Origin of the sequence: Mesorhizobium helmanticense, from assembly GCF_003034915.1 — a bacterium.
Lineage (GTDB): Bacteria > Pseudomonadota > Alphaproteobacteria > Rhizobiales > Rhizobiaceae > Mesorhizobium > Mesorhizobium helmanticense.
The window spans coordinates 55,187-69,896 of record NZ_PZJX01000028.1; the positions used below are offsets into that span (position 1 = coordinate 55,187).

General features: G+C 61.8%; 17 protein-coding genes. 8 read left to right on the top strand and 9 right to left on the bottom strand.

The annotated features are described in order from the left end of the window. Window positions 1–30 precede the first annotated feature (30 nt). Window positions 31–615, top strand: coding sequence for a DUF1214 domain-containing protein (locus C9427_RS14945; RefSeq protein WP_107649908.1), 585 nt, complete (start codon window positions 31–33; stop codon window positions 613–615). After that, the gene (locus C9427_RS14950; protein ID WP_107649909.1) at window positions 608–1,156 is read left to right on the top strand and encodes a DUF1254 domain-containing protein; all 549 of its coding nucleotides are present in this window, start codon (window positions 608–610) and stop codon (window positions 1,154–1,156) included. The genes C9427_RS14945 and C9427_RS14950 overlap by 8 nt, the downstream gene beginning before the upstream one ends. Before the next feature lie 304 nt (window positions 1,157–1,460). On the opposite strand, the gene C9427_RS34100 is transcribed toward C9427_RS14950, so the two are convergent. After that, window positions 1,461–1,673 (bottom strand): hypothetical protein, encoded by a 213-nt coding sequence (locus C9427_RS34100; protein WP_165779683.1) that lies wholly within the window; start codon window positions 1,671–1,673, stop codon window positions 1,461–1,463. On the opposite strand from C9427_RS34100, the gene C9427_RS14960 reads away from it, so the two are divergent. After that, a complete protein-coding gene (locus C9427_RS14960) occupies window positions 1,576–2,595 on the top strand; it encodes a hypothetical protein (RefSeq protein ID WP_107649911.1) in 1,020 nt (339 codons plus the stop codon). The genes C9427_RS34100 and C9427_RS14960 overlap by 98 nt on opposite strands. On the opposite strand, the gene C9427_RS14965 is transcribed toward C9427_RS14960, so the two are convergent. The 3 genes from C9427_RS14965 to C9427_RS14975 all read right to left on the bottom strand — a co-directional run bounded on the left by C9427_RS14965 (window position 2,582) and on the right by C9427_RS14975 (window position 5,730). After that, on the bottom strand, window positions 2,582–2,929 hold the full coding sequence (locus C9427_RS14965; protein ID WP_107649912.1) for a DUF1491 family protein: 348 nt from the start codon (window positions 2,927–2,929) through the stop codon (window positions 2,582–2,584). The two genes, C9427_RS14960 and C9427_RS14965, sit on opposite strands and share 14 nt — an antisense overlap. A 313-nt stretch (window positions 2,930–3,242) precedes the next feature. After that, window positions 3,243–4,016 (bottom strand): peptidoglycan-binding domain-containing protein, encoded by a 774-nt coding sequence (locus C9427_RS14970; RefSeq protein WP_107649913.1) that lies wholly within the window; start codon window positions 4,014–4,016, stop codon window positions 3,243–3,245. Beyond that, a complete protein-coding gene (locus tag C9427_RS14975; protein ID WP_107649914.1) occupies window positions 3,991–5,730 on the bottom strand; it encodes an ATP-binding protein in 1,740 nt (579 codons plus the stop codon). The genes C9427_RS14970 and C9427_RS14975 overlap by 26 nt, the downstream gene beginning before the upstream one ends. A gap of 532 nt (window positions 5,731–6,262) precedes the next feature. Here C9427_RS14975 and C9427_RS14980 point away from each other — a divergent pair. Both C9427_RS14980 and C9427_RS14985 read left to right on the top strand, forming a co-directional pair. Continuing rightward, window positions 6,263–6,667: a DUF5330 domain-containing protein gene (locus tag C9427_RS14980; RefSeq protein WP_107649915.1), complete on the top strand. Its 405-nt coding sequence runs from the start codon at window positions 6,263–6,265 to the stop codon at window positions 6,665–6,667. A gap of 218 nt (window positions 6,668–6,885) precedes the next feature. Continuing rightward, window positions 6,886–7,314, top strand: coding sequence for a SufE family protein (locus C9427_RS14985; RefSeq protein WP_107650160.1), 429 nt, complete (start codon window positions 6,886–6,888; stop codon window positions 7,312–7,314). Between the two features lie 73 nt (window positions 7,315–7,387). Here the strand turns inward: C9427_RS14985 and C9427_RS14990 are convergent, their stop codons facing one another. After that, window positions 7,388–7,813, bottom strand: a complete 426-nt coding sequence (locus C9427_RS14990) for a Ros/MucR family transcriptional regulator (RefSeq protein WP_023673680.1) — start codon at window positions 7,811–7,813, stop codon at window positions 7,388–7,390. A 433-nt stretch (window positions 7,814–8,246) separates the two neighbouring features. Beyond that, window positions 8,247–8,618 carry an SH3 domain-containing protein gene (locus C9427_RS14995; RefSeq protein WP_425351648.1) on the bottom strand — a complete coding sequence of 124 codons (372 nt, stop codon included), beginning with the start codon at window positions 8,616–8,618 and terminating at the stop codon, window positions 8,247–8,249. A gap of 115 nt (window positions 8,619–8,733) precedes the next feature. On the opposite strand from C9427_RS14995, the gene C9427_RS15000 reads away from it, so the two are divergent. From C9427_RS15000 to C9427_RS15010, 3 genes are all read left to right on the top strand, one after another. Then, on the top strand, window positions 8,734–10,860 hold the full coding sequence (locus C9427_RS15000) for a S9 family peptidase (RefSeq protein WP_107649916.1): 2,127 nt from the start codon (window positions 8,734–8,736) through the stop codon (window positions 10,858–10,860). Window positions 10,861–10,949: 89 nt separating this feature from the next. Continuing rightward, complete coding sequence (locus tag C9427_RS15005; protein WP_107649917.1) at window positions 10,950–11,339, top strand: SET domain-containing protein; 390 nt, start codon at window positions 10,950–10,952, stop codon at window positions 11,337–11,339. 204 nt (window positions 11,340–11,543) lie between these two features. After that, window positions 11,544–12,392: an LON peptidase substrate-binding domain-containing protein gene (locus C9427_RS15010; protein WP_107649918.1), complete on the top strand. Its 849-nt coding sequence runs from the start codon at window positions 11,544–11,546 to the stop codon at window positions 12,390–12,392. 6 nt (window positions 12,393–12,398) lie between these two features. Here the strand turns inward: C9427_RS15010 and C9427_RS15015 are convergent, their stop codons facing one another. The 3 genes from C9427_RS15015 to C9427_RS15025 form a co-directional block, all read right to left on the bottom strand. Further along, window positions 12,399–13,346 carry a cytochrome c gene (locus C9427_RS15015; protein WP_107649919.1) on the bottom strand — a complete coding sequence of 316 codons (948 nt, stop codon included), beginning with the start codon at window positions 13,344–13,346 and terminating at the stop codon, window positions 12,399–12,401. Between the two features lie 9 nt (window positions 13,347–13,355). Next, on the bottom strand, window positions 13,356–13,799 hold the full coding sequence (locus tag C9427_RS15020; protein ID WP_107649920.1) for a c-type cytochrome: 444 nt from the start codon (window positions 13,797–13,799) through the stop codon (window positions 13,356–13,358). Between the two features lie 157 nt (window positions 13,800–13,956). Further along, window positions 13,957–14,553, bottom strand: a complete 597-nt coding sequence (locus C9427_RS15025) for a superoxide dismutase (protein ID WP_006330956.1) — start codon at window positions 14,551–14,553, stop codon at window positions 13,957–13,959. Between the last annotated feature and the right edge of the window lie 157 nt (window positions 14,554–14,710).

The window sequence follows — 14,710 nt, forward strand, 5'->3', positions numbered from 1 at the left end:
GCGCTTCTGCTTTCTCATCCGCGGCTCTTCATGCTCAAGAACGCCTTGCTCACGCTGCTTTCGCTTGCCATAGCCATCGGCGGCGGTGGCGCCAGCGTCTGGTATGCCCTGAAGACGCAGGATGGCGTCGGGGCAATCAGGATCGGCCAATGGACGGCGTTCCCCGATATCGGCACGCCGGCGGCGGACCCTTATTCGAAGGCTCGCGTGGCGCGCGAAGGCGTGCTGGCGCTCGGGCGAGCTGAGGGGTTGTCCTTCATCGCCGAGCGCGATTCCGGCGGCGAACAGCTCATGCGCCAATGCGCCTACAAGATCGAAGGCGGATTTCCCACGGCGCGGTTCTGGACCCTCTACGCCGCCAATCAATCACTCGGCGTCGTTGAGACCGGCAGGCCAAGGCTTGCAGCACTTCAGTCCTACCAGGTCCTGCGGCAGCCCGACAATTCGGTGATCATCTCCGTCGGCAGCCGCCCAGCGCCGGGCAATTGGCTGCTGACCGAGGGCACTGGGCGGATGTATTTCGTGCTGACATTCTACGACACACCCATCGCCAGCAGCACGGGTCTGTCTGACGTCACGCTGCCGCGGATCCTCAAGGTTGGCTGCAATGCGTAAGCTGTTGCACGCCATCCTGCTCGGCCTGCTTGGCGCCGGCATCGTGCATATCATCGTCCTGCTGCTTGTACCGGAGTTTTCCGAACGCGGGGCCTGGTCGCGGCTGGCCATGGCCTCGGACCTCTACAAGATGACCAGGCTGGACGCGGAGGCCGGCGGCGCTCCGGTGGTGAAGTCAGTCGATCCGCTGTTTTATGCGGCTGCCTGCAGGTTCGACCTGACCGACGGCATGGTGAGGATCACGGCGCCGGGAAACGTGCCGTTCTGGTCCGTGTCCGTCTATGACCGCCGTGGCCACAATGTCTATTCCTTCAACGATCACAGCGCGACGGCGGGGCTGCTCGACAGCGTGGTGCTGACGCCCGCGCAGATGATCGAGGTGCGCAAGGATCTTCCCGAGGAATTGCAAGGAGCGATCTTCGTCGAAGCACCCATCGACGAAGGCATATTCGTCATCCGCGCCTTTGTGCCCGACGACAGCTGGAAGCCAACCGTGTCGCGGTTTCTCGATCAAGGTTCCTGTGAGCTGCAGGACTTTTAAAGCTGATCCCGAAACTCAGTGGTGCGGAACAGGCAGCGTCCCCGACGAGCTTGGCATCGTGGCCGACGAGCCTGGCTTGTCTGGATCGACGCCCGGCCTCGCCTCGCCCGTCAGTGGCCGCTGTTCATAGCGGACCCCTGGAAAGATGATCACCGCCGCCGGTGTGCCGGTGTTTCGAACTGCTCGATTGGTTGCCGCCGTTCGCGGCACGAAAGACAGTACCATGCCCATGGTTCGTGCATTCCTCTCGGTTGCCCCGGAGCATAACGCAACGCCTCCAACTCTGATTAAGGATGGCAGTAGGTTAACGGAACGCTAACGGATCGTCGCTAACTTGATCTTTGTTCTTGTCAAAGGCGAAACCGACACAGTCCCGGTTGAGCATGGCCAGATCGTGTCGAGTGTCGGGCGTATCCTCCGTGTCATCTTCGGACTTCAGGCAAATCGTTATACGGACCGAATCGGGAAAGGCCGAAAGGCTGTTCCGCGCGGCGGTGTCGGCATTCTGTTCGCTCACCCGTCCTTCGCGCCGGGAGATCGCGCAACTCGAAGACCTGACGATGCCGCTTTTCAACAACGTGTCGGTCGAGTCACGCCGCTACGTCGCCGCAGCACTTTCCGAATGCGAATATGCGCCTGCCGCACTGGTCAGGCGGCTCTGCGAGGAACCGGTCGATATCGCCGCACCGCTGCTTATCCGCTCGCGCGCTGTCAGCGACGTCGACCTCATCGCGCTCATCGGGCGTCACGGGCTTCCGCATGCGCGCGCCATCGCGCGCCGCAAGAATCTGAACCCGACCATCGCCCAGCTGATCAGGGTGCTCGAAAAGCCGACGCTGGTGCGCGTGCAGCAGCCCGACGCCGTCACTGATGCGACGGAGCGCGCCGAAATCGCTGCTGCCGTCCCTGATAGAAAGCCGCTACCCGGCGCCAGCGCCGAAAATGCGCGACGCCGGTTGCGGTCGATGATGCGCGCCGATGCGGAGAGCGGCGGTGTGGCCGTCAATCCGTTCGTCGGCGCGCAGACCTATGTCAAACTGCGCGAGACGGCGCTGACCGGCAACGCGGCATTCTTCCAGACCGCGTTAGCCGATGCGCTCGACATCGACTTCTCGATGGCCCGGTCGCTTACCGCAAACCAGAACTATACGTCGCTGCTGGCCGCCTTGCGCGCCCTTGACCTCAGCGAGGACAAGGCGTTCCTGATCGCGGCCGCGATCTATCCCACCGCGTTTCCGCATCCGCAGGCGATCCGCATCTTCCTCGATCGTTACCGGTTGCTGAATCGCGACGCAGCACTGGACAAGGTGCGCAACTGGAAAGCTGAGACCTTGTCGAGGGTGGTTCGCGGCATCGTGCGCGCCGCCGCGAACGCCGATACGCGCATTGCGCAAGACAGCGACAATGGTCCCGCCGTCGCCAGCCTCAAGGCATCTTGACGGCAATAAGCTCCTCGACCGTAACGGCGCCGGCCTCGATCTCCACCACCCAGATATCGGGATCGAATTTTTTCTCCCTCTCCAGCCTTGCGTCGAGTGCGGCGGCATCGTCGCCGGCGCCGAGCGGGCTAAAGAAACGGTCGTCGGGCTTGGCCGAATCGTAGCTCGTCTGCGGCGCCGGCCCGAACAGCGCAAGCTCGCCCAGCCTGCCCCGCGCCAGCACAAAGACAGCGCCCGCCTCGGTCGCGCCACGCTTGACCACGGCGGCAAAGCCGCCGGCGCCGAAAACCCGGCGCAGAAGGGCCGACACCCACAGATCGGTGGTTACGCGCATGGCAGGATTCCGGACAACATGCGACGCTCCTTACAGCATCGGTCCGGAAACCGAAATTGGTCTATGCTCGCCAAGGTGTGTTGAGATTCAGATCAGGCCAAGTCGGAGTCGAAGACGGGCGCGAAGCGACCAAACCAGGTGGGGATCCGAGAACCGGAGTGGAGCATGCTTTTGGGTAAGTGCACACCGGCCTACGCCGGCCGTAGCCTTCACAGCCACGACCGCTCATCAGTGCTTCGGACGGCGAAGGCCGGAAGCGCAGCAGGCCGCCATTTGCAGGCCGGCCTCACCTGAATATCGGCACACCCTGGGGTCAGTTGGTCAGGCCAATCTGGCGCATCTTGACGTAGACGACCTCGTCGGGTTCGCCGGTTTCCGGCAGTCCGAACAGCGACTGAAATTCCTTGATCGCGGCCTTTGTGCGGGCGCCGACCACGCCATCGAGTTGCATGTCGTCATTGCCGAATGCTTTCAGCCCGGCCTGGATCTTGATGATGCGGGCATCGGGCGCCGGCGCCGCCGCACCTGCCGGCGCCGACGCCGGAATGGCGATGGCGGCTGTCTGGTCCGGGCGGGGGGCCGGATGCGGCACCGCCGTCGAGGCGGTTGGCGTGGCGCCCAGTTGATCGAGCAGGACGCTGTCGATCTCACCGGAAGCGTTGAGCCCGACCTTCTGCTGATAGGCCTGGATGGCCTTGCGCGTGTTGGGGCCGGTAATGCCGTCAACCGTACCGGAATAGAAGTCGAGGTCCTTCAATATGCCCTGGACCTGTTCGACGACCGGATCGCTCTTGACCGGCGCCGAGGCCGGGCCGGGCCGCACGATGTTGATGGTGGTTTCGGGCTCGTCGGTGTCGGCGCGAGGAAAGGCCTCGATGCTCCTGGTGGCGAAAAACGCGCCGGCATGCGGAAAGGGCTGATACCACAGGGCGTTCGCCGAGACATAGAACAGCGTCACCAGAAAGGCGGTCGAGCCGCCGACCAGAACCGGATTGCGCGAGATCATGCTGCCAACCGCGACCGCGCCGCCCTGAAGGGCGTTGCCGCGGCGCCTGACCGCCTTAGGCCGTTTTGCGGAGCGAGCCATTCCTGTCCCCTTCCCCCTTCGTCCTGGCCGCGGGCATCGGCAGCACGCCGGGCTTGTCGGTAGAACGTCCCTTTGGTCCCTTCACCGGCAGGCTGATCGTGACCGTGGTGCCCTGGCCTGGCATGCTCTCGATCGACATGGTGCCGTCGTGAAGCGCCACCAGGCCCTTGACCAGCGACAGGCCGAGGCCGGTTCCCTCGAAGCGGCGGGTGTAATCGTTCTGGATCTGCATGAACGGCTTGCCGAGATTTTCGAAATCTTCCTCCGCAATTCCAATGCCGGTATCCCTGACCCAGAAATGCAGCCGCGAGCCGATGCGCTTGGCGCCGACGACGACATCGCCGCCATCGGGCGTGAACTTGATGGCGTTGGAGACGAGATTGATGAGGATCTGCTGCACGGCGCGACGATCGGCATTTATCTCGCCCGCATCCGGCGCGATCTGCGTTTGCAGGTCGATGTTCTTTGCCTCGGCCTGCAGCCGCATCATCGACTGGCACATTTCGACCGCTTCCACGAAACGGAACGGTTCCGGCTCGGTCGCATAGGCGCCCGACTCGATCCTCGAGACGTCGAGTATTGAGGTGACGACGGCAAGCAAATGCTGGCCGGACTCCCTGACAAGGCCGACATATTCCTTCTGGCGGGGATCCTTGAAGCCGCCGAACATTTCGTGCAGCAGCATGTCGGAAAAACCGATGATGGCATTGAGCGGCGTGCGAAGCTCGTGGCTGACGACCGCCAGGAACCGCCCCTTCGCCACTTCGGCGGAAGCCGCCGCCTCGTTCGCGGCGGCAAGGTCTTCGCGCAATGCGGCTACTTCGCCATTCTCGCGCAGGACGAGCGTGAAGACGTCCTGCTGTTTTTCCAGCCGCGCCAGCTCAAGGGCAAACGGCCGGTAATTGTCTGCCGTCGCGCCACCGCCGTCCTGCGGCAGCCTGACCCGAAGATCGAGCCGGCGCGCCAACGCGCCATCGCGCATGTCGGCCAGCGCGCTGAGGTATGCCACACGATCGGAGAGATGAATCCGGTCGAACAGGCCGGTGCCGAACAGCAGTTCCGGTTGAAGCTTCAGGAGCGTGCGCGCCTTGGCCGACGCATCCTGAACCTCGCCATGCCTGCCGACCCTCAAGACGACGGCGTCGATGATGTTCTCGAGCCGATCGTCGACCGCCGGATCAAGCCGCGCGCCGGCCGGATTGCCAAGTGCCGCCAGGCGAGGAGCAAGCGTGAACGCCCAGGCCAACGGCAGCAGCCAGTGCCAGGCGGCAATCTGCGTGGGATTGAGCGGCAAGACAGAGCCGGCAAAATATTGCAGAAGGACGGCTGCGAGCGCGGCTATGCCCCCCCATAGCGCCGCGCGCCGCGAGCCCACAATCCACCAGGCCTCGAACGGCAACGCCAGGGCGAGCAGAGCGACCGGCGAGGCCAGGCCTCCCGCAGCGGCAATGACACCGGCCACAGCGAGACCGCCCATCGCCAGGGCTGCCCGGCCGGCAAGCGCCATCTTGCCCGTCGCCGCCACCAGCAAAGCGGCAAACCAGCAAAGGCCAAAACTAGCGAAGATCGCAGCCACGGTCACGGCCGCGCCCATGCCGGAGGTGACCAGCGTGACCGCAGCGCCGGCGGCAAAGAACGGAGCGGCCAGCATGACGCCGATGAAGCGGCGCTGGCGCAGGCGATCGTTCTGCTCAAGGATGGATGGATGAACCATACGCTCGCAACCGGCCGCCATCGCGCCGGGCAACTCAACGTATCTGGCCCCGATTGAACTCAACGCACTTGCACCCGGTCGTGAACTGTCCTGCTTCGCAGGTCGCTTTTATTGATCTGAAACTCGCATCCAGCGTTTAAGGAATGGATAAGGCGGTGCCGACCAATGCCCGGCATGCGACAAATATTGGGAGGCCGGCGGCGGAAACCCGGGGCGATTGCAGCCATAGTAAACGGAGGGTTATCCGAGAAGGCTGCGGTTGCGCGCCGGACAATCGGCGCCAGCGCGCAGCCTTCCCAACAAAAGTTCTTTAAAAACAAATAGCTAGATGGTTACTTTTTACTTAAGAAGATAAACAGGGATTTGAAGCAAATCCATTACAAAACGCTTCGTTTCGAATTTGCCTAAAATTTGAGGAAAATTTTCACTGACCGAGCAAGCCGTCCTTTGTGCGCATGTGCCACGATCATGCCCATAAAAGAGGTCATGCCGCACGAAGGCATGATCCGGGTCACGGATGAGGGCAGTCCCTATGAGCTTTCTGATAAGAATGGCTTTCTGGTTTTCGCTGGTGCTTCTGGCGTTGCCGTTGAGTGTCGGAACTGACGACGCTGGTCACCAGGCTGTCGGCCCTCTCCAGGCTCTGTTTGCGGCCCGCGAAGCGGTCGGCGACATTGCCGGCATATGCGAACGCAAGCCCGACGTCTGCGAGACCGGCAAGTCGGCGATGCAGACGATCACCGCCCGCGCCAAGGAGACCGCCAAGATCGCGGCCGCCATGCTGGACGACAAGCAGACCGAGGGGCAGACCGACGGGCAGACCGGCGGCAAGCCAACGACAGGGCTCGACACTACTGTCGCGACCGGCAGCGTGGCGGAGACCATCGTCCTGCCGGCGACAGTCGACATACCGGTCAGAATGCAGACGACAAACTAAAGCGCGTCGCGTTCGACCGGCCTCATGCGACGCGCTTTAGATTCTTGTTTTTATGCATGTCGTTACCGCAAAACCGCTGCACACTTTTGCGCGACATGCACTAAGACAGTTCGCCGCCTTCTTGGCGACACCGCAGGCGCGTCCGACCTCTCGACGCCTGCGGTGTTTTTCCTCTTTTTTCGTGACGCGGCGGCGCCGGGTGACTATATCTTGGGGTGATGACCACGACGATCCAGACGATACGCGACGACTTCTCCCTGCTCGATGAGTGGGAAGACCGCTATCGCTATGTGATCGAATTGGGCGAAGCGCTGCCGCCGTTCCCCGACGCCGACCGCAACCCCACCAACAAGGTGCCCGGCTGCGTCAGCCAGGTGTGGTTGACCACCGAACAAGGACCGGGCGCCGACCCGGTTATCACCTTCCAGGGCGATTCGGACGCCCATATCGTGCGCGGCCTTGTTGCCATCATGCTGGCACTGTTTTCGGGGCGACCCGCCAGCGAGATCCGGAACACGGATGCCGAAGCCACTTTGAAGGCGCTCGGCCTCGACGAACACCTGTCGCCGCAGCGCGCCAATGGTCTTCGTTCGATGGTCAAGCGCATCAAGCGCGATGCCGAGGCAGCCTTGAAGCAGACCGCCTGATCACTCCAAAAAGCAAACGGCGCCCGAGGGCGCCGTCGACTGTCGTATCCAGGCTGCAGGGAGAGAGCCGGCTTCAGCGCCCTTTGCGCTTGCGGCCGAGACCCATCTTCTTGGCGAGTTGGGAGCGGGCAGCGGCGTAGTTCGGAGCAACCATCGGATAGCTTGCGTCCAAATTCCACTTTTCGCGATACTCGTCCGGCGTCAGACCGTAATGGGTCATCAAATGACGCTTCAGCGATTTGAACTTCTTGCCGTCCTCAAGGCAGACGATGTAGTCGTCATGGACGGAGCGTTTCGGGTTTACAGCCGGCTTCTGCTTGTCGGCAGGAGGCTGTTCGCTGGCACCGCCCACGCGCCCGAGAGCGGCATGGACATCAGCGATAAGGTTCGGCAGTTCGCCGACCGGCACTGGATTGTTGCTGACATAGGCGGCCACCACATCGGCGGTCAATTCGATCAGCGCATCACTGTTTCTGGAAGGTGTTTCGACAATATCCATGGTCTTCATGGCCCCAACGAGTGTTGTTTCTGTCTACGCCCTTTTTTGAAAGGTCGGGCATCGCGCGAACTTTTTTGCAGGAAAGAGCCTCTACGATTCGCGTCGCGGCATCTTAATGGGCCTGTAGACCAAGTAAGTCAATTCGCTTGTGGCGCTATATTCGTTGTTGTTGATCAAATAGTCCGCGATCAGCTTCAATCTTTCGTGCTGCGTGTAGCTTTGGGTATTTCTCTGGTCAGACCAGCGGCCGTTGACGCGACGTAAGGCCGTCTTTACATCCGTAATGTGCGTCGAAGAAGGCCCAATGCTTGGCTATGCTTGATCCTGACACATGGCTATCTGGTTGTTTCCCAAATCAACAAAACCACAGGTTGCGATGTGCTTGCTGCACATTAGCAAACCAGAAATCAGCGCTGCCGCCGGCACGGATCCGTCAATGGGGAGCGATGTACTTTCCATAAACCCAGCCGGTGACGAAATTGCCGCTTTGAGCCGGATCGTGCCAGACTTCGCACCAGCGATAGCGTACCTTTTCCACCTGCTGCGAGGCCGGTTGATTAGCGATATCGAGCAGGTTGACGCCGCCGGTGCATCTGCCGGTCATCTGCAGAACGGTGCCGTTGGGATAGGCGGCCTGCTTCTGCGATGACCCCGAGGGATATTTGCGCACATTGAGCGTGTCGCCAGACGGCACGTTGGTCACTTGCCAAGCTGCGAACACGGTTGCATGAGATTGGCCGGCATGGGCCAGAACAGTCAAAGCGACGGCGAGAGCCGCAGCGGTGCGAACATAGTATTTCATCATCGTCCTCTCCTCGGCTCATCTTCTCGAGCCCGACATCACAATGCATCACGACCCTTGAACCCGCGCTGATCGGCGTGTTCATTCGCCATTCAAGTAACTTCCACAGTGAGACTCAATGACCAAAACCTCAGCATTTCCGACCGCCAGCCCGCCACAGCCAGAGAAGCGGCCGGTGTTCGACGTCCATCATGGAGTGACCCGGACGGACGATTATGCCTGGCTGAGAGCCGATAATTGGCAAGAGATGTTCAGGGATCCATCCCTGCTCGACAGCCATATCCGCGCTCAACTGGAAGCCGAGAACGCCTATCAGGCGGCGCTGATGGCCGACACTGCCCGGCTGCAGAAGCAGCTTTTCGGGGAAATGAAGGGTCGCATCAAGGAAGACGATTCGTCCGTGCCGATGAAGGACGGGCCTTATGCCTACGGGTCGTCCTTCAAGCTCGGCGGCGAGCAGCCGCGCTATTTCCGCATGCCACGCGATGGCGGCGACGAGCAGATCCTGCTCGACGGCGACGCGGAAGCCGAGGGCAAAGCCTATTTCCGCATCGGCGGCGTCGACCATTCGGCCGATCACCAAAAGCTCTTGTGGGCGTTCGACGACAAGGGCTCCGAATTCTTCACGCTTCGCGTGCGCGACCTCGCCAGCGGCAACGAGCTGACCGACCAGATCGCGGATACGGGCGGCGGCGGGGTGTGGGATGCCGGCGATGACGGATTTTTCTACACCCGCCTCGATTCCAACCACCGCCCCTCCAAGGTGCTGTTCCACGCTCTCGGTGACAAGCCTGAAAACGACCGGCTGATCTATGAGGAAACCGACCCCGGCTTCTTCATGAATGTCGGCGGCACCCGCTCCAACGAATGGATCATGATCGGCATCAACGATCATGAGACCTCGGAATACCGCATTATGCGCGCCGACGAGCCGCTGGCCGAACCGAAGCTGGTTTGCCCGCGCGAGACCGGCCTGCAATACGACCTCGAGGAAGGCGGCGACATCTTCTTCATCCTGACCAATGCCGACGGCGCCAAGGATTTCAAGATCATGACGGCGGCGGCCGGCGATCCGGTGCGCGCCAACTGGCAGGAACTGGTGCCGCACGAAGCGGGCCGGCTGATCCTCTCGGTGATCGGCTTCAGGGATCATATGGTCAGGCTCGAGCGCAAGGAGGGCCTGCCGCGCATCGTCATTCGCGACCGCAAGAGCGGCGAGGAACACCTCATCTCGCTCGACGAGGAAGCCTTCTCGCTCGGCCTGTCGGGATCTTATGAATACGACACCGAGATCATGCGCTTTTCCTATTCGTCGATGACAACGCCGGCGCAGGTTTTCGACTACAACATGCGCACCCGAGAGCGCGTGCTGCTGAAGACCCAGGAAGTCCCGTCCGGACACGACCCGGACCACTATGTCACCCGGCGGCTGATGGCGCCCGCCAGCGACGGCGAGCTGGTGCCGATCTCGCTCATCCATCACCGCGATACGCCGCTCAACGGATCGGCACCTTGCCTGCTCTACGGCTATGGCTCCTACGGCATCACGGTGCCGGCCTCGTTCAACACCAACTGCCTTTCGCTGGTCGACCGCGGTTTTGTCTACGCGATCGCCCATGTCCGCGGCGGCAAGGACAAGGGCTACGGCTGGTACGACGACGGCAAGCGGGCGCACAAGATGAATACGTTCACGGATTTCATCGCTGTCGCGCATCATCTCGTCACCGAGCGCTACACGGCGCACGACCGCATCGTCGCGCAAGGCGGCTCGGCCGGCGGCATGCTGATGGGGGCGATCGCCAACATGGCGCCGGAATGCTTCGGCGGCATCGTCGCCGAGGTTCCGTTCGTCGACGTGCTCACCACCATGCTCGACGCGACCTTGCCGCTGACACCGCCGGAATGGCCAGAATGGGGCAATCCGATCGCTTCGCAAGAGGATTACCACACGATCGCCGCCTACTCGCCCTATGACAATGTCGGCGCGCTCGACTATCCGCCGATCCTGGCGCTGGCCGGCCTTACCGATCCGCGCGTCACCTATTGGGAGCCGGCCAAATGGGTGGCGCGGCTGCGCGAGCGCAAGAGCGGCGACAATCCGGTGCTGTTCAAGATCAACATGGATTCCGGCCATGCCGGCGCCTCCGGCCGTTTTTCGCGGCTGGAGGAGATCGCCTATACATATGCCTTTGCGCTGAAGGTTGCAGGCAAGGCCGACCTTGCCGCACACGAAGTTTTGAGCTGATTTTCCGCTCGCAATTGCAACAGCCGCGCGCTACCCAGTGCGCGGCTTTTTTCCAGCCGCAAACCACCCGGTCACGCCAAGGTTCCGCCATGCTGCTCGTCGACGTCTATCTCGACAAATCGCCCATCCAAGGCATCGGCGTTTTCGCCAAGAACCATATTCCCCGAGGCACGCTGGTGTGGAAGCTCGACCCCAGATACGACCGCCGCATCGAGGTCGAGACCTACGAGCGCGAAACCGGGCCGGTCAAAGCCTATCTCGACCGCTACTCCTATCCCGATCGCCGCGACCCCAACTACATCGTCTTCGAAGCCGACGATGCGCGCTATATGAACCACGACGATGATCCGAATTGCGACGTGTCCTCGCCGGAGGAGACATATGCGTTGCGCGACATCGCGGCCGGCGAGGAATTGACCTGCGACTACAATCATTTCTTCGAAACCGGTTTCGATTTCCTGGGCGATCGCCACCCGTAGATCGGGAACGTGGAATGCAGCGCGGGCAGGATTGACAACACCGGACCTTCAGCGCACCTTCCAGGCAGGTGGATACGACCTGCTGCTTGCACCCTCCGGGGTAAGGTGAATGTATCGAGCCACTTCAGGCTCCCTTTGCCCGAACGAACGGGTCAGTAACGCAAGCCCTGACGTCTTCCGTTCTTCGAAGCAAAGGATCATTCCATGCGCGATTTCCGCGATGCAAAAGCCATGGCGCAAACGCTGTCCGAAGCGCTGAGCGCCAAATCCATTTCCCTGTCCCACAGCGAAAGCCTCGAGCTCATTGCCAGGATCCTCGGCCTCCGCGACTGGAACGTGTTGGCTGCGAGGATTCAGGCGAGCCAACCAGTCGGTGCCAGGCCCGGAAACCCGGCGCCCGAGGCCAGCCCGCCCCCCTCCTCCGGCGCGGATCTGCCGATTTTTCCAATGCGGGATTTCGTGCTCTTTCCGCAAATGACGGTGCCGGTCTTCGTGGGCCGCGACAAAACGCGGCGCGCGGTGGAGCACGCGGTGGCAGGCGACCGCCGCGTTCTTGTGGTCGCCCAGAGGCGGGCGACCGACGATGATCCCGGCAACCTTGATTCTCTCTATCCGGTGGGTGTCACGGCAAGCGTGATAAACTGCCAGACGCAGGTGGATGGGGTTCTCAAGGTCTCCGTCTCCGGCCTCCAGCGAGCCGCGATCCTTCGCCTGGTCAACGCCGACTTTCTGACGGCGGAGGTCGCGCCGGTCGAAGAGCAGCGTGGCCAATCGGCGGAGGCGGAAGCACGTTCGAGCGCGGTTCTCGAAACATATCAGAGCTACGCCAACATCGATTTTTCCTCGATCCAAAGAAGGCCCAAGGCACGGCTCGGCCTGCCCTCCATCGGCGATCCCGGCGTCCTAGCCGATACGCTCGCGCCGCTGCTGTCGATCAGTATTGAACAGAAGCAGCAACTTCTGGAAACCGGTGATGTCGTCGCCCGGCTCGAAAAAATCCTCGACCTGATGAAGGCCGGCCGGCCTGAGAAAAGGCCAGCGCCAACCGGCTGACGGGTGCTAGTTCGCCGGCTTGCGCGCGGGATAGCCGTTGGGGTGCGGCGGGACGGCCTTCAGATAGGCCGCGATCGCCGCGCGGTCGTCCGGCGTCAGCTCGGCCATGTTTCTCTGCACGTCGACCATGGCGCCGCCAACGGAATCGAAATCCGGCGTGAAGCCGGTTTCGAGATAGTTGGCGATGTCGGCCTGCGACCACTCGCCGATGCCGCCTTCGCCCGGGGTGATGTTCGGTACGATGCCCTTGCCTTCGGCGGCAGTGGCTCCGGCCAGCCATTCGCTCTTCGTAGTGCCGCCGGTAAAGTCCCGCGGCGTGTGGCATTCGCCGCAATGGCCCGGTCCTTCGACGAGATAGCGGCCGGCCAACACCGGCTCCGGCGTGCCGTCGGGGAAAGCAATCACCGGCTGATCGCTCAGATAGAGCCGTTTCCACAGCCCGATGCCGCGACGGATGTTGAACGGGAAGCCCAGCGAATTGGCGGGCGCCTTGCCGGCCACCGCCGGAAGCGTCTTCAGGAAGGCGTAGAGATCGGCAATGTCGGCCGGCTTCATGCGGGCATAGGATGCGTAGGGAAACGCCGGATAGAAATGCTCGCCACTCGGCGAGACACCCTTCAGCATGGCGTTGGCGAGGTCTTCGACCGACCATGCGCCAATGCCGTCCTTGGCATCCTGCGAAATATTCGGCGGCACGAAGGTGCCGAACGGCGTCTTGAGTTCGAGACCGCCAACCAGCTGAAGGCGGGCATCGCCCTGCGAGCCCGGCTTGGAATGGCATGACGTGCAGCCGCCGGCATAAAAGATGCGCTTGCCCTTGGCGGCATCGCCGGGACCGAGTTTCGCCAGCGTTTCAGCATCGAGCCTGACCGGGGCCGACAGGAAGCACGCGGCAACCGCGCCGACGCCACCCAGAACGAGAGCAGCGCCGACGAGCTTCTTCAGCAAGCGCATCGCCCGCGATCAGCCCTTCTTTATCCGGTAGCTCTGATGACAAGTGCCGCAATTGGAAGCGATTGTTCCAAACTGCGCCTTCAGGCTGTCGACATCAGCGGGTGCAGCAGCAACCGCAGCCTTGACGTCAGCGAGGTACTTTTGTTCGGCCGTCTTGAAGCCAGCCATGTCTTCCCAGATCTTGGGGGCAGCCGTGGTGTCTCCGGTATCGCTGCCCGCCGGGAAAAGCGTTTCGACGTCGGTATCGAATTTCTCGGCATTGGCCTGAAGCGCCTGCAACTGCGTCAGCACCGCCGCAGCATCGTAGGGCTCCTCGCCCTTGACCACTTTCGACAATCCGCCAACGATCTTTCCGCGGTCCTTCATCAGAGCCTGCCGATCCAGTATCGGGTCGGCAAGAGCCGCCGAGCCGGCAAAGGCGAGCATAGAGATGGCGATAACAAGCTTTCTCATTCAATTGGCTCCATGTTGAGGCACCCCAGGACAAAACGCTAACGGCAAGGATGGCTTAATAATTCCAGAACTTCGCCTCACGGTTGCGTGAATCTTGCGATCTCGAGCTTCAAAAGAAAAAAGCCCCGGTCGTGCCGGGGCTTGTCTGCAAAGTGGATCAGGCCTTTTCGTAAAGCTCCAGGACGTGGTCCCAGTTGATGAGACTGTCGACGAAGGCTTCGAGATATTTCGGCCGGGCGTTGCGATAGTCTATGTAGTAGGAATGTTCCCAGACATCGACGCCAAGGATCGGCGTCGCGCCATGGACGAGCGGGTTCTCGCCATTTGGCGTCTTCGAGATCGCCAGCTTGCCGTCCTTGACCGAAACCCAGGCCCAGCCCGAACCGAACTGGGTGGTGCCGGCGGCGATGAAGTCCGCCTTGAACTTGTCGTAGCCGCCCAGGTCGCTATCGACGGCCTTCTGCAGGGCGCCCGGCAATTTGTTGCCGCCGCCGCCCTTCTTCATCCATTTCCAGAAATGGATGTGGTTGTAGTGCTGGGCGGCATTGTTGAAGAGCCCGGCGTTCTTGCCGAAGGATTGTTTGACGACTTCCTCGACCGACAGGTCGCCCATGCCGGCCTCCGCGGCCAGCTTGTTGCCGTTGTCGACATAGGCCTTGTGGTGCTTGTCGTGGTGATACTCCAGCGTCTCCTTCGACATGTAAGGCTGCAAGGCCTCGTAGTCATAGGGCAGAGCGGGCAATTCGAAAGCCATGGATAATACTCCCTCGTGGAAAGAACCCGGTGTCGATACCGGACTAAGATAGGGCTGGATTGAGCTGGAACAACTCCGGAATGAAGCGCCGGTTCCCTTTCTAGGCGGGTTCCGGAAAAGTGTCACATGGTTTTGCGCAAGGACCCTGCGTCAAAAC

Excerpts from the sequence above, each read along its gene's own strand:
- C9427_RS14945 (WP_107649908.1), top strand. The coding sequence starts at position 31 with ATGCTCAAGAACGCCTTGCTCACGCTGCTTTCGCTTGCCATAGCCATC.
- C9427_RS14950 (WP_107649909.1), top strand. The coding sequence starts at position 608 with ATGCGTAAGCTGTTGCACGCCATCCTGCTCGGCCTGCTTGGCGCCGGC.
- C9427_RS14965 (WP_107649912.1), bottom strand. The coding sequence starts at position 2,929 with ATGCGCGTAACCACCGATCTGTGGGTGTCGGCCCTTCTGCGCCGGGTT.
- C9427_RS14970 (WP_107649913.1), bottom strand. The coding sequence starts at position 4,016 with ATGGCTCGCTCCGCAAAACGGCCTAAGGCGGTCAGGCGCCGCGGCAAC.
- C9427_RS14975 (WP_107649914.1), bottom strand. The coding sequence starts at position 5,730 with ATGGTTCATCCATCCATCCTTGAGCAGAACGATCGCCTGCGCCAGCGC.
- C9427_RS14980 (WP_107649915.1), top strand. The coding sequence starts at position 6,263 with ATGAGCTTTCTGATAAGAATGGCTTTCTGGTTTTCGCTGGTGCTTCTG.
- C9427_RS14985 (WP_107650160.1), top strand. The coding sequence starts at position 6,886 with ATGACCACGACGATCCAGACGATACGCGACGACTTCTCCCTGCTCGAT.
- C9427_RS14990 (WP_023673680.1), bottom strand. The coding sequence starts at position 7,813 with ATGGATATTGTCGAAACACCTTCCAGAAACAGTGATGCGCTGATCGAA.
- C9427_RS14995 (WP_425351648.1), bottom strand. The coding sequence starts at position 8,618 with ATGATGAAATACTATGTTCGCACCGCTGCGGCTCTCGCCGTCGCTTTG.
- C9427_RS15000 (WP_107649916.1), top strand. The coding sequence starts at position 8,734 with ATGACCAAAACCTCAGCATTTCCGACCGCCAGCCCGCCACAGCCAGAG.
- C9427_RS15005 (WP_107649917.1), top strand. The coding sequence starts at position 10,950 with ATGCTGCTCGTCGACGTCTATCTCGACAAATCGCCCATCCAAGGCATC.
- C9427_RS15010 (WP_107649918.1), top strand. The coding sequence starts at position 11,544 with ATGCGCGATTTCCGCGATGCAAAAGCCATGGCGCAAACGCTGTCCGAA.
- C9427_RS15015 (WP_107649919.1), bottom strand. The coding sequence starts at position 13,346 with ATGCGCTTGCTGAAGAAGCTCGTCGGCGCTGCTCTCGTTCTGGGTGGC.
- C9427_RS15020 (WP_107649920.1), bottom strand. The coding sequence starts at position 13,799 with ATGAGAAAGCTTGTTATCGCCATCTCTATGCTCGCCTTTGCCGGCTCG.
- C9427_RS15025 (WP_006330956.1), bottom strand. The coding sequence starts at position 14,553 with ATGGCTTTCGAATTGCCCGCTCTGCCCTATGACTACGAGGCCTTGCAG.